13 protein-coding genes and 1 rRNA gene are annotated in these 13,531 nt (G+C 71.5%); all 14 read right to left on the bottom strand.

What is annotated here, in order from left to right; translation table 11 throughout:
• Positions 1–780 carry a pseudouridine synthase gene (locus AC3RX0_RS07720; RefSeq protein ID WP_491505330.1) on the bottom strand — a complete coding sequence of 260 codons (780 nt, stop codon included), beginning with the start codon at positions 778–780 and terminating at the stop codon, positions 1–3.
• Positions 777–1,406 (bottom strand): SMC-Scp complex subunit ScpB, encoded by a 630-nt coding sequence (gene scpB, locus AC3RX0_RS07725; protein ID WP_491505331.1) that lies wholly within the window; start codon positions 1,404–1,406, stop codon positions 777–779. The genes AC3RX0_RS07720 and scpB overlap by 4 nt, the downstream gene beginning before the upstream one ends.
• On the bottom strand, positions 1,396–2,157 hold the full coding sequence (locus AC3RX0_RS07730; protein ID WP_491505405.1) for a segregation and condensation protein A: 762 nt from the start codon (positions 2,155–2,157) through the stop codon (positions 1,396–1,398). The genes scpB and AC3RX0_RS07730 overlap by 11 nt, the downstream gene beginning before the upstream one ends.
• 145 nt (positions 2,158–2,302) lie before the next feature.
• On the bottom strand, positions 2,303–3,136 hold the full coding sequence (locus AC3RX0_RS07735; RefSeq protein ID WP_491505406.1) for a ParA family protein: 834 nt from the start codon (positions 3,134–3,136) through the stop codon (positions 2,303–2,305).
• 174 nt (positions 3,137–3,310) lie between these two features.
• Positions 3,311–4,213 carry a site-specific tyrosine recombinase XerD gene (gene xerD, locus AC3RX0_RS07740; RefSeq protein ID WP_491505332.1) on the bottom strand — a complete coding sequence of 301 codons (903 nt, stop codon included), beginning with the start codon at positions 4,211–4,213 and terminating at the stop codon, positions 3,311–3,313.
• Between the two features lies 1 nt (position 4,214).
• The gene (locus tag AC3RX0_RS07745) at positions 4,215–4,811 is read right to left on the bottom strand and encodes an NUDIX domain-containing protein (RefSeq protein WP_491505333.1); all 597 of its coding nucleotides are present in this window, start codon (positions 4,809–4,811) and stop codon (positions 4,215–4,217) included.
• Complete coding sequence (pyrG, locus tag AC3RX0_RS07750; RefSeq protein ID WP_491505407.1) at positions 4,795–6,525, bottom strand: CTP synthase; 1,731 nt, start codon at positions 6,523–6,525, stop codon at positions 4,795–4,797. Before pyrG ends, AC3RX0_RS07745 begins: the two co-directional genes overlap by 17 nt.
• Before the next feature lie 102 nt (positions 6,526–6,627).
• Positions 6,628–8,322: a DNA repair protein RecN gene (gene recN / locus AC3RX0_RS07755; RefSeq protein WP_491505334.1), complete on the bottom strand. Its 1,695-nt coding sequence runs from the start codon at positions 8,320–8,322 to the stop codon at positions 6,628–6,630.
• An 84-nt stretch (positions 8,323–8,406) separates the two neighbouring features.
• Positions 8,407–9,336, bottom strand: a complete 930-nt coding sequence (locus tag AC3RX0_RS07760; protein WP_491505335.1) for an NAD kinase — start codon at positions 9,334–9,336, stop codon at positions 8,407–8,409.
• Positions 9,333–10,133: a TlyA family RNA methyltransferase gene (locus AC3RX0_RS07765; protein WP_491505336.1), complete on the bottom strand. Its 801-nt coding sequence runs from the start codon at positions 10,131–10,133 to the stop codon at positions 9,333–9,335. Before AC3RX0_RS07765 ends, AC3RX0_RS07760 begins: the two co-directional genes overlap by 4 nt.
• A complete protein-coding gene (locus AC3RX0_RS07770; protein WP_491505337.1) occupies positions 10,130–10,291 on the bottom strand; it encodes a hypothetical protein in 162 nt (53 codons plus the stop codon). Before AC3RX0_RS07770 ends, AC3RX0_RS07765 begins: the two co-directional genes overlap by 4 nt.
• A gap of 30 nt (positions 10,292–10,321) precedes the next feature.
• A complete protein-coding gene (locus tag AC3RX0_RS07775; RefSeq protein WP_491505338.1) occupies positions 10,322–11,368 on the bottom strand; it encodes an HAD-IIA family hydrolase in 1,047 nt (348 codons plus the stop codon).
• Entirely contained in the window at positions 11,368–12,171 is an 804-nt protein-coding gene (locus AC3RX0_RS07780) for a hypothetical protein (RefSeq protein ID WP_491505339.1), read from the bottom strand. Before AC3RX0_RS07780 ends, AC3RX0_RS07775 begins: the two co-directional genes overlap by 1 nt.
• Positions 12,172–13,457: 1,286 nt before the next feature.
• Positions 13,458–13,531: ribosomal RNA gene (gene rrf / locus AC3RX0_RS07785) — 5S ribosomal RNA — on the bottom strand; the annotation flags it as partial.

Below are 13,531 nucleotides of genomic sequence, written 5' to 3' on the forward strand. Positions count from 1 at the left end.
TCACGAGGTCTCCGGATCATCCTCCGGCGGAGTGGGGTCCGCAGGCTCACGGCGCGACAGAGTGAGCAGCGCGCCGCGTTCCACTTTAGTCAACTCGCGCACCGAACCCACGGGGAGAGTTCCCAGGTGAAGGGGCCCGAACTGGCGGCGCACGAGGTCGACGACGGGATGCCCCACCTCGGCCATCATGCGGCGCACGATGCGGTTGCGGCCCGAGTGCAGGGTCAGCTCGACCAGACTCGTGCCGGCGGACCGGTCCAGCAGTCGCGCCTTGTCGGCGTGGATGGGGCCGTCGTCGAGGTCGAAGCCGCGCGTGAGGCGTCCGATCGTCTGCGGGGTGACGGTGCCGCGCACCTTGGCGATGTACACCTTGGTGACCCCGAACGAGGGGTGGGCGAGCACATGGGCCAGGCCGCCGTCGTTCGTGAGGACCAGCAGACCGCTGGTGTCGGCATCCAACCGCCCCACGTTGTACAGGCGCTCGTCCCACTCCTTCGTGAAGCGCCGCAGATCGGGCCGTCCGCGGTCGTCGCGCATCGAGCTGACGATGCCCGTGGGCTTGTTCAGCATGACGTAGCGCTTCGTCTGGTCCAGCTGCACGGCGACGCCGTCGACATCGATGAGGTCGCTCTCGGGGTCGATGCGCGAGCCGAGCTCGTCGACCACCTGGCCGTTCACGCGCACGCGGCCGGCGGCGATCAGCTCTTCGGCGACCCGGCGCGAAGCCACTCCCGCGTGTGCGAGGGCCTTCTGCAGGCGCACACCCTCGGCGTGTGTCATCGCCCGCTCCCCCTTCCGACCCGCGATTCGTCCAGGCCGTCCGAGCCTATGTCGTCGACGTCGTCCAGCAGCGGCGAGATGTGGGGCAGCTCGTCGACCGAGTTGATGCCCAGGTTCACCAGCAGGGCGTCGGTCGTGCCGTACAGGATCGCCCCGGTCTCGGGGTCGGTGCCGACCTCGGTGACCAGGCCCCGGGCCAGCAGCGTGCGCACGACGGAGTCGACGTTCACGGCCCGGATCGACGCGACCTGCCCGCGCGACACGGGCTGCTTGTACGCGATGACCGCGAGGGTCTCGAGGGCCGCCTGCGACAGCCGCGCCGGCGCCTGCGTGCCGACGAACTCGGCGACGAGGGCGTCATGCTCCTCGCGGACGTACAGCCGCCAGCCGCCGCCGACCTCGCGCAGCTCGAACCCGCGGCGGGGTCCGCCGCCCTCGCCGTCGTAGTCCGCGACGAGGGTCTCGATCGCCTGGCGCACGGCGGGCACGGGCGCCCCCACGGCGGTCGCCAGCGACACGAGGCTGTGCGGCTCTTCGACGATCAGCAGGATCGCCTCGAGCCTGCTCGTCAGGGTCGGCTGCTCGCTCGGCGGGCCCGAAGGGCCTGGCGCAGCGTCATCGGTCATAGTCGGCTCCCAACGTGGCCAGGTTCTCTTCGCTCCAGCGCTCGGCCGTCCAGCGCAGTGTCAGCTCGCCCAGGGGCTCGAGTTGTTCGAACGACAGCGCGGCGTGGCGATACAGCTCGAGCACCGACAGGAACCGCGCCACCACGACCCCCGTCTGCGTGACCCCCGCGACGAGCTCGCGGAACGACAGCGTACCCGCCGAGCGCAGCAGCGTCACCACGACCGCCGCCTGTTCGCGGATGCTCACCAGCGGGGCGTGCAGGTGGTCGAGCCGCACGGACGGGATCTCCTTCGGCGCGAACGCCAGCACCGCGATCGCACCGAAGTCGTCGGCCGACAGCGTCCAGGCCAGCTCGGGCGCCTTGCGCCGGTACTTCTCATCGAGCCGCACGGAGCGGGCATGGCGCACGTCTTCGCGCTGCAGGCACCGCGCGAACCACACCGAGACCTCTTTGAACGCCCGGTACTGCAGCAGCCGGGCGAACAGCAGGTCGCGCGCCTCGAGCAGGGCGACCGACTCGGCGTCGACGAGCTCGCCCTGCGGCAGCAGCCCCGCCACCTTCATGTCGAGCAGGGTCGCCGCCACCACGAGGAACTCGGATGCCTCGTCCAGCTCGTCGTCGGACTGCAGCTCGCGCAGGTAGGCGATGAACTCCCCCGTCACTTTCGACAGGGCCACCTCGGTGATGTCGAGCTCGTGCTTGCTCAGCAGCGTGAGCAGCAGGTCGAACGGTCCGTCGAACACACCCAGCGAGACCCGGAAGCCGGCGTCGTCAGCGGACGTCGTTTCGTCTCGCTGCGCTCGCTCAACGACCGGCTGGCGTTCCGCGTCAGGCGACGGCCCTGCCTCTTCGGGCGCCGTGTCAGGCGACGGCTCGTGGCCTTCGGGCGCCGTCTCAGGCGACGGCGCCACGGTCGACCAGCTCCCGTGCCAATCGCAGATAGGCCTGGGCGGCCGGGTGCTCAGGGGCGAACTCGGTGATCGGCATGCCCGACACCGAGGCATCCGGGAACTTCACCGTGCGACCGATGACGGTCTCGAGCACGTCGTCGCCGAAGGCCTCGACGACGCGTTCGAGCACCTCGCGCGAGTGCAGCGTGCGCGGGTCGTACATCGTCGCCAGCACGCCGTCGAGCGTGATCGAGGGGTTCAGCCGGTCGCGCACCTTGTCGATCGTCTCGATCAGCAGCGCCACGCCGCGCAGCGCGAAGAACTCGCACTCCAGCGGGATGATCACGCCGTGGCTGGCCGTCAGCGCGTTCACGGTGAGCAGGCCGAGCGAGGGCTGGCAGTCGATCAGGATGACGTCGTACTCGCCGCTGACCGCCCGCAGCGTGCGGGCGAGGATCTGCTCGCGCGCGACCTCGTTGACCAGGTGCACCTCGGCGGCCGACAGGTCGATGTTCGCCGGCAGCAGGTCGAGCCCCTCGACGGCGGTATGCACGATGACGTCGTGCGCGTCGCGCTTGGAGTCCAGCAGCAGGTCGTAGATCGTGGGGATGTCGTGGGTCGCGATGCCGAGTCCCGCCGACAGCGCGCCCTGCGGGTCGAAGTCCACAGCGAGCACCTTGCGCCCGTAGCCTGCCAGCGACGCCGCCAGGTTGATCGTGGTCGTGGTCTTGCCCACGCCGCCCTTCTGGTTGCACAGCGCGATGATGCGCGCCGGGCCATGGCCTGCGAGGGCCGGCGGCGTCGCGAACCCGTGGTACGGACGTCCGGTCGGGCCGATGGGCTCAGCGCCGGCTTTCTTGCCCGCGGCCTTCGCAACCGTCGTCTTCTTCGCCGTACTTACCGCCACCGGTCTCCCGCTCTCGTCCGTGTCGTCCGCTCGATTCTAACGATCCCGCCGCGTGTTCACCGGGTGCATCCGTGGGATGTCGCATACTGGCCCGCTCCGCAGGCCTCACCGGGCGCGCGGATGCGACGAGACGTACACGTCTCGCAGCGCGTCCACGCTGACATGCGTGTAGATCTGGGTCGTCGCCACCGAGGCGTGCCCGAGCAGCTCCTGCACGACCCGCACGTCGGCGCCGCCCTGCAGAAGATGCGTCGCGAACGAGTGGCGCAGCGTGTGCGGCGACACGTGCGCGCTCAGCCGTGCCCGCTCGGCCGCCTGCCGGATCACCAGCCACGCGCTCTGTCGCGACAGCGGCGCGCCGCGGGCACCCAGGAACAGCTTCGGCGTCGCCCGGCCCCGCGCCGCCAGTGCCGGGCGCACCCGGGTCAGGTACCCGTCGAGCGCGTCGCGCGCGTACTCCCCGATCGGCACGATCCGCTCCTTGGCCCCTTTGCCGCGCACGCGCAGCACGTCGCCGTGCCCGACGTCGTCGACGTCCAGCTGCACGATCTCCGACACCCGCGCTCCGGTCGCGTACAGCAGCTCGAGCAGCGCCCGGTCGCGCAGCCCGATCGGCTCGTTCGGGTCGGGGGCGGCCAGCAGACGCTCCACCTGGTCGATCGTCAGCGCCTTGGGCAGCCGCTGCGGCAGCTTGGGCGGATGCATCCGCGCCGTGGGATCGGCGGCGTCGATGCCCTCGCGGGTGAGGAACCGGTGCAGGCTGCGCACCGAGGATTGCAGACGCGCGAGACTGGATGCCGCGGGCCGCGGCTCGGCGGCACCCCGCGCGGCGACGAACTCGGCGATCAGCGCCGGGTTCACCGCCGACGAGTCGACGACGTCGTGCGCGCGCATCCAGTCGAGGTAGCCGCCGAGGTCGCGCCGATAGGCGGCGACGGTGTTCTCACTCAGCCCGCGCTCGACCGTGATGTGCCGCAGGAACGCGTCCACTGCCCGGTCCAGGCGCATCTCACACCCCGCGTCGCAGCCGTTCCGCGGCGGCCAGGATCCCCACCGACAGGATGCCGTTGCGCATACGCCCCTCGAGCACGGCGGTCACGGCATCCTGCAACGGCACCCATTCGACTCGGATGTCGGCCTCTTCGGCGTCGCGCACGTAGTCGCCCTCGGCGGCCGACAGCCCGCGGGCGAGGAAGATGTGCACGATCTCGTCGTTGCCGCCGGGCGTGGTGAACACGCTCGCCAGCTCGGCCCAGTCGTCGGCGGCGATGTCGGCCTCTTCGGCGAGCTCCCGCCGCGCGGCATCCTCGGGTGGCTCGCCCGAAACGTCGAGCAGACCCGCCGGCAGTTCCCAGTCGCGGTGGCGGATCGGATGCCGGTACTGCTGGATGAGCAGCACCCGCTCCTGGTCGTCCAGCGCCACGACGGCGGCCGCGCCGGTGTGCGCGACGTACTCGCGCACGAGCTCCTCGCCGTTGTAACGGAACGTGTCGCGTCGCACGTCCCACACCCGGCCGCGATACACGAGCTCGCTCGAGATCACGTCGGCCTTCACCGGCTCATCGCGCAGCAGCTCGGCCATCGCGCGCTCAGTCGCCGTTGTCATCGGTGAACAGCTCGCTGGCGCGGTGCCGCTCCAGCGCCGCGCCGACGAGCCCGCGGAACAGCGGGTGCGGCTCGGTCGGCCGCGAGCGCAGCTCGGGGTGCGCCTGGGTCGCGATGTAGTACGGATGCACGTCGCGCGGCAGCTCGACGTACTCGACCAGGTTGCGGTCGGGCGAGAGCCCCGAGAACGAGAGCCCGGCCTCGGCGAGCCGGCCGCGGTACGCGTTGTTGACCTCGTAGCGGTGGCGATGGCGCTCGGAGGCCGACGTCGCACCGTACAGCTCCGCGGCCAGCGACCCCTCGGCGAGGTCGGCGGGGTACAGACCCAGCCGCATCGTGCCGCCGAGGTCCCCGGCGGCGATGATGTCGACCTGCTCGGCCATCGTCGCGATCACGGGGTCGGCGGTGTCGGGGTCGAACTCGCTGGAGGACGCCCCGGCGATGCCGGCCACGTTGCGGGCGTACTCGATCACCATGCACTGCAGGCCCAGGCACAGCCCCAGGGTGGGGATGCCCTGCTCGCGGGCGAAGCGCAGCGCGCCCAGCTTGCCCTCGATGCCGCGGATGCCGAAGCCGCCCGGCACGACGATGCCATCGAGGCTCGACAGCGCCGCCTTCGCGCCCTCGGGCGTCTCACACGAGTCCGACGGGATCCATCGGATGTTGACGTGGGTCTCCTGCCCGAAGCCTCCGGCGCGCAGCGCCTCGGTGACCGACAGGTAGGCGTCGGGCAGGTCGATGTACTTGCCGACCAGGCCGATCGTCACCTCGTGCTTGGGGTTGTGCACGGCGTTGAGCACCTTCTGCCATCGCGACCAGTCGACGTCGTGGGCCTTGCCCAGGCCCAGGGTGCGCACGATGTACTCGTCCAGGCCCTGGTCGTGCAGCATCGTCGGGATGTCGTAGATGCTCGGCACGTCGACGGCGTTCACGACGGCGCGCTCGTCGACGTCGCACATCAGCGCGACCTTGCGCTTGTTCGCCTCGGTGACGGGGCGGTCGCTGCGCAGCACGAGCGCGTCGGGCTGGATGCCGATCGAGCGCAGGGCCGCGACCGAGTGCTGCGTCGGCTTGGTCTTCTGCTCGCCCGAGGCGCCCATGTACGGCAGCAGCGACACGTGCACGAAGAACACGTTCTGCCGCCCCAGCTCGTGCCGGATCTGGCGGGCCGATTCGATGAACGGCTGCGACTCGATGTCGCCGATCGTGCCGCCGACCTCGGTGATGATGACATCCGGCTTCGGGTCGGCGTCGGCCTGCAGGCGCATGCGGCGCTTGATCTCGTCGGTGATGTGCGGGATGACCTGCACGGTGTCGCCGAGGTACTCGCCGGCGCGCTCGCGGGCGATCACCCGCGAATAGATCTGCCCGGTCGTGACGTTGGCGGCCTGGTTCAGGTCCACATCGAGGAAGCGCTCGTAGTGCCCGATGTCGAGGTCGGTCTCGGCCCCGTCGTCGGTGACGAAGACCTCGCCGTGCTGGAACGGGTTCATCGTCCCGGGGTCGACGTTCAGATACGGGTCGAGCTTCTGCATCACCACGCGCAGGCCGCGGGCGGTGAGCAGGTTGCCGAGGCTCGCGGCCGTCAGGCCCTTGCCCAATGACGAGACGACACCGCCGGTCACGAAGATGTGCTTGGTGGTGTCGCCTGTTGCCGTGGTGTCCGCTGCCGTGTCGACCAGAGGATCAGAACTGTCAGCGCCAGAAGTATGCATCACGGGCTTTTATCCTATCAGTCTGCCGAGGACGTCATGGCGCGGTCGGGCGCGTCCGCGTGTCTGCGCCGAGCAGCGTCACAGGGACCGTCGCCGGCCGCGTCACGAGTCCGCGTCGGCGGTCTCGAGCAGCTCGCGGGCATGGGTGAGGGCCGCGTCCGAGTCCGATCCCGACAGCAGCCGCGCCATCTCGATCTCGCGCTCGCCGCCGTCCAGGCGCCGCACGCTCGACGAGGTCACGGTGCCGTCGTTCGCCTTCACGACGCTCAGGTGGTTGGTGGCGAACGCGGCGACCTGCGCCAGGTGCGTCACAGCGATCACCTGCGCGCTGCGCGCGAGTCGCCGCAGGCGCCGGCCGACCTCGATCGCCGCCGCCCCGCCGATGCCCGCGTCGACCTCGTCGAACACGAACGTCGGCACCGGGTCGGTCGCGGCGATCACGACCTCGATCGCGAGCATGACGCGGCTGAGCTCGCCGCCCGAAGCCCCGCGCGAGACCGGACGGGGCTGCGCGCCGGGGTGCGGCGCGAGCAGGATCGCGACGTCGTCGCGGCCGTGGGCCGACTCGCCGCCCGGCTCGACCGTCACCTCGACCCGCGCGTCCGGCATCGCCAGGGCCTGCAGCTCCGTCGTCACGTCGGCGCCGAGGCGCACCGCGGCGTCCTGACGGGCGGCGGTGAGCGCCGCAGCGGCGTCGTCGAGGGTGGATGCCGCATCCTCGCGCGCAGCGGTCAGCCGTTCGATCCGGTCCCCGTCGTCGTCGAGCTCTGCGAGCCGGGTCGATCCCGTCTGCAGAAGGTCGATCGCCGCGTCCAGAGTGCCGTGCGCGCGCACGAGTGCAGAAAGGGTCGCCTGGCGCTCCTGCACGGCGGCCAGCTCGTGCGGCCCCGATTCGTCGAGGTCGGCGAGGTACCCCGACAGACCCGCCGCGAGGTCGGCGACGCGGTAGCCGAGGTCGGCGACCTGTTCGGCGTAGGACTGGAGGGCCGGATCGCTGCCGCCGCCGCGCTCGAGGCTGCGCCGCGCCTCGGCCAGCAGGGCCGTGACATCGGGGGCGTCGTCCTCGCCTGATAGCACGACGTGCGCGGTGGCCGCGGCCAGCCGCAGCTCTTCGACGTTCGCCAGGCGCTCGGCGCGCCGGGCGAGGTCGTCGTCCTCACCGGGTTGCGGATCGGCCGCCTCGATCTCGGCGAGAGCTGCGCGCAGGTGGTCGGCCTCGCGCACGCGCACCTCGCGGTCGGCGATCAGGGCGGTCAGCTCGTGGTCGATCGAGCGCCACGCGCCGTAGCGCTCCCGGTAGGCGGCGAGGGCGGCCGCGACCGGCTCGCCGCCGAAGCGGTCGAGGGCGTCGCGCTGCGCGGCGGCCGACTTCAGCCGCAGCTGGTCGGACTGGCCGTGCACGACCACGAGCTCGTCGGCGAGGTCGGCGAGCACTCCCGCCGGTGCGCTGCGCCCGCCCACGCTCGCGCGGCTGCGTCCCTCGGCGGTCAGGGTGCGTCCGACATACAATTCCGCGCGCCCGCCGCCGATGGGCTCGACGTCTCCCCCGGCCTCGCGCACGCGATCGGCGACGGGGCCGCTCTCGGGCACGTTCCACACGCCGTCGACCGACGCCTGCGCCGCCCCGGCGCGCACCGCGCCCGAGTCGGCGCGCTGGCCGAGCAGCAGGCCGAGGCCGGTGACCACCATCGTCTTGCCCGCGCCGGTCTCACCGGTGATGGCGGTGAAGCCGGGGCCCATGGGCAGCGTGGCCTCGGCGATCACGCCGAGGTCGCGCAGCTGCATCTGCTCGATCACGCCACGGCTCCCTGCTTGCTCACGCCACGGCTCCCTGCTTGCCCACGCCCCCGGCTCCCAGCTTGCTCACGCCATGGTGCTCGATCACGCCATGGCTCCGGGCTCACTCGGGCCGCGCCATCCGCTGACCGGCAGGCGGAACTTGCGCACCAGCCGGTCGGTGAAGGCCGCCGGGTGCAGCCGCGCCAGGCGCACCGGTTCGGTCGCACGGCGCACGACCACGCGCGCGCCGGGCGGCAGCTCGTGCGAGCGCCGGCCGTCGCACCACAGGATGCCCGTGCCGTTCGTCCGCTCGAGCACCTCGATCGCGACAGCCGTCTCGGGGCCGACGACCAACGGCTTGGCGAACAGCGCGTGCGCCGACAGCGGCACCACGGCGATCGCCTCGACGGTCGGCCAGATGATCGGGCCGCCGGCCGAGAAGTTGTACGCGGTCGAGCCGGTGGGCGTCGAGACGACCATGCCATCGCAGCCGAACGTCGACAGCGGCTTGCCGTCGATCTCGACGACGACCTCGAGCATGCGCTCGCGACTGGCCTTCTCGACGGTGGCCTCGTTCAGAGCCCATGTCGAATAGATGACCTGGCCTGAGGCATCCTTCACCCGCACCGACAGGGCGAGGCGCTCCTCGACCCGGTAGTCGCGGGCGATCGCGCGGTGCACCGCGCCGTCCATGTCGTCGGGCTCGATCTCGGCGAGAAAGCCGACGTGCCCCATGTTGATGCCGAGGATCGGCGCCGTGCCACCCCGCACGAGCTCGGCCGCGCGCAGGATCGTGCCGTCGCCGCCGAGCACGATGGCCAGCTCGAGGTCGGTGACCGGCACGTCGTCGCCGAGGACGGCGATGCCGGCGAACTCGTCGCGCATGGTCGCCAGCTCGGTGCGGTCGTCGGGTGCGAGCACCGGCCGGGCGCCGGCCGCGCGCAGCGACCCGATGATGCGGACGGCAGCATCGACAGCGTCGACGCGCTGGGCGTGCGCGACGACGAGGATGCTGCGCTGGTGCGTCGTCATGAGATCCCCGTCAGTTCGTTCACAGTGCCCATCCATTCTGACGGATCGGCGCCGGGCGCCGATGTCAGGTGCACCACGTATTCGCGATTTCCGTGCGTACCGGCGATCGGCGACGCGATCAGGCCCCGGACGACCAAGCCCTCGTCCCACGCCGCCCACAGCACGTCGGCGACGGCCTCGGCCCGCACCGCGGGGGCGGTGACCAGGCCTCCCTTCACCGCGGTGCGGCCGGCCTCGAACTGCGGCTTGATCAGCAGCACCAGATCGGCGTCGGGCGCGGCGACCGCACGCGCCGCCGGCAGCACGTGCGTGAGCGAGATGAACGACAGATCCCCCGTGATCACGGCGGGCGCGGCATCCACCCCGCTCGCCGTGCGCAGCGATTCGGGCGTCATGTAGCGCACGTTGAAGCCCTCGACGGCATGCACCTCGGGGTCTGCGGCGACCTGGCCGGCGAGCTGGCCATGGCCGACGTCGACGGCGATCACCGGACGTGCGCCGCGCTCGCGCAGCACCTGGGTGAACCCGCCGGTCGACGCGCCCATGTCGAGGGCGACCCGGCCGGCCACGCGCACATCGAAGGCGTCGAGCGCAGCCAGCAGCTTGTGCGCGGCACGGCTGACGTAGTGGTCGGATGCCGCGACCTCGACGCTCGCGTCGTCGCCGACCGGAGTCGACGCCTTGACGACGGCCTGGCCGTCGACGCTGACGACGCCCTGGGCGATCAGAGTCTGTGCGTGCGTGCGCGAGCGCGCGAGTCCGCGCGCGGCCAGCACCTGGTCGAGGCGCGCCGTCATGTGCCCTGCGGCGTGGCCGGCCCGGTCGGGTGCTTCGGCTCGAGTTCGCGGGCGAGCTCGTCCTGCAGCGCCGCGTATGCGTCGGCGCGCTCGGCCAGCGGCTGACCCTCGATCACCCGCAGCCGGCTGATCAGCTCGGTGCGCTCCTCATCCGCCATGCCCCCATGCTATCCGGGGCCCACCCTCACTCAGGGGCGGAAGAACGGATCGGCGTACAACTCCTCCTGCACCGTGAACCCGAAGATCGCCCGTCCGGAGCTCCAGACGGCCGCGGCGGCGGCCCGCACGAGGTCGATGGGTCGCGACCCCGCCGCGACCATGCGCAGATCGGGGCCGTCGACGCGGACCACCGCGTCCCTGACCCGCGTGGTGGCCCCGTCGACGAGGGTCTCGGGGTACGGCTCGAACAGCTCGCGCAGGTCTTCGAGGATGTAGGTCGGCCGGCTCGTAGGCGGCGCCGCCAGCAGATGCTTCGGCCGGTCGATCCCGGTCAGGACGAACGCGGAGGGGATGCCGGCAGCCTGCGCTCCGGCGATGTCGGTGTCGAGCCGATCACCGATGAACAGCGGCGACCGCGCCTGGAACCGCGCCACCGCCTCGTGGAAGATCGGCGGCTCGGGCTTGCCGGCGACGGTCGCGAGGCGCCCGACCGCAGTGTGCACGGCCGAGACGAGGGTGCCGTTGCCCGGGGCGACGCCCCGTGCCTGCGGGAGCGTCCAGTCGGTGTTGGTGGCGATCCAGGGGATGCCGCCCTCGTCTTCGGGAACCTTCAGCGCGAACGCCGCTTCTGCGAGGTCGGTCCAGGCGACGTCGGGCGAGAAGCCCTGCAGCACCGCCGCCGGAGCGTCGTCGGCGCTGCGGGTGACGGTGTAGCCGCCCTTCTCGACCTCGACGACCAGGCCCTCGCCCCCGACGACCAGGATTGTGGCGCCTGGGTCGATCTTCGTGCGCAGCAGGCGCACCGCCGCCTGCGGGCTGGTCACGATGTCGTCGGGGGTGGTGTCGGTCAGTCCCAGCTCGCGCAGGTGCGCGGCCACGTTCGCGTCGGTCCGCGCCGCGTTGTTCGTGATGTAGCCCAGACGGCGGCCGTCGCCGGCGCGGTTCAGACTCTCGACGGCATACGGGAGCGCCCCGGAGCCGGCGTAGACGACGCCGTCGAGGTCGGCGAGGATCGTGTCGACCCCGTCCAGCGGCGTCGCCGTGGAAGCCCTGCGCGAACGGCCGAACAGCGTCATCAGGCCTCGGCCTCGGGATCGGCGTGGGCGTCGGGTCCGGTGACGTCGTCGGGTTCGGGCTCGGTGTCGGGTTCGGGCTCGGTGTCGGGTTCGGGCTCGGGCTCGGGCTCGGGCTCGTCGTCGCTCGAGTCGGGCTCGACCTCCGACATGGCGGACACGTCCGCCGGCTCCTCGGCATCCGACCCCTCGGCATCCGACCCCTCGGCGGGCTCGTCGCCGTCCGAGGAATCCTCCAGCCCTTCGGCGAGATCCTCGATGACGATCACCTCGTCCTGGCCGACGCCGGATGCCGCGTCCAGCGCGTCCGCGGCCACGTCGGCAAGGCGCTGCCAGTGCTCCGCTTCGCCGGTCCTTCCGAGCTCCGTGAGCACCTCGGACCGGGCTGCGAACAGCGCGGGGCTCCACTCGAAGGCGCGATCGGGGTCGGCCTCGGGGATCTCCAGCTCCTGCAGCGCGCGCACCGGATCGCCCTGGTCGAGCCAGGCGCCCGACATCGCGATAGCGAGGTGGACGCGAACCGGCGTGGGCAGGGCCGTGCGATCGACCGACCGGCCGAGCTCGAGCGCGCGCTCGGGACGCCCGACGCCGCGTTCGCTGTCGACCATGAGCGCGATCTGGTCTTCACGCCCCGAGATCCGGCGATAGGTGCGCAACTCGCGCAGCGCCAGGGCGAAGTCGCCCATCGCGTAGGCCGTGATGGCCACGGTCTCGCGCACGACCGGAATGCGGCCGGCGTGCCGCGATGCGGCGAGGGCGTGCTCGTGCGCGGCCTGCGGATCGTCGTCGATGAGCTGCGCAGCCATGGCGAGGTGCCGGGCAACGCGCTCGGCGTTCTCTTTGCTCAGCGTCTTCAGCTCGTTGCGGGCAGCCGGATGCAGGTCCTTCGGCGTGATGTCGTCGGGCAGCGCCGGATCGGCCGGATAGGATTCGCGAACGTCACGGGGCGGTCGCGCATCGTATGAGGGACGTCCGCTCCCCCCGTCCGCGAAACCACGCTTCGACGCGCCCGCGCCGCCGTACGAGCGATCCCCACGCGGACGGTCACCGTACGAGCGATCCCCACGCGGACGGTCACCGTACGAGCGATCCCCACGCGACCTGTCACCGTAGGGGCGATCCCCACGCGGCTTGTCACCGTACGGCCGATCTCCACGGGAGCGTTCGCCATGAGCACGGTCCCCGCGAGGCCGGTCACCGTAACGACCTTCCTCGCGCGGACGGTCACCGTACGGGCGATCGCCACGCGGCTTGTCACCGTACGGACGGTTCTCACGCGACCTGTCACCGTAGGGGCGATCGCCCCGTGGGCGGTCGCCATATGGGCGGTCGCCACGCGGGCGCTCACCGTGTGGGCGCTCACCGTGCGGTTTGTCACCGTACGGACGATCCCCACGCGGTTTGTCACCGTACGGACGATCCCCACGCGGCTTGTCGCCGAATTGCCGGTCACCGCGCGATCGGTCGCCGTAAGAACGGTCACCCCGGGGCTTGTCACGGGAGAGACGATCGCCACGCGGCCGGTCGCCGAACGAGCGCTCACCCTGAGCGCGGTCGCCTCGCGGTCTGTCACCGTACGGACGATCCCCACGCGGCCGGTCGCCATACGAACGCTCGCCGTACGGACGGTCGCCTCGGGGCTTGTCACCGTACGAACGCTCGCCGTACGGACGGTCGCCTCGGGGCTTGTCACCGTACGAACGCTCGCCGTAAGAACGGTCGCCTCGCGGCTTGTCGCCATGCGGACGGTCACCGCGCGACCGATCTCCATACGACCGATCTCCATACGACCGATACGAAGACGAGTTGTCGTCGCGCGAGCCGGAACCGTACGAGCGGCCGTCCTCTCGCCTGTCGCTGTACGGTCGATTGCCGCCGTCTGCGCGCCCCGTTCCTTCGCCCCGAACGTGACGGCGATCGCCGTCACCGCGCCGGTGCTGCTCAGGCTTGCGCGCGCGCGGTGAGCTGTCGTCACGGGCGTCTCTGCGCCGTGCGTCCTCTTCGTGGTCCGACATTTCTCTCCCTGCTGCCTGCGCACAAGCCTATAAAGCAGAAAAGGCCACCCCAAGGGGTGGCCATTTCTGTAAAGGAAGTCCGGCGGTGTCCTACTCTCCCACAGGGTCGCCCCTGCAGTACCATCGGCGCTGAGAGGCTTAGCTTCCGGGT

Source organism: Microbacterium sp. W1-4-2 (assembly GCF_058349885.2).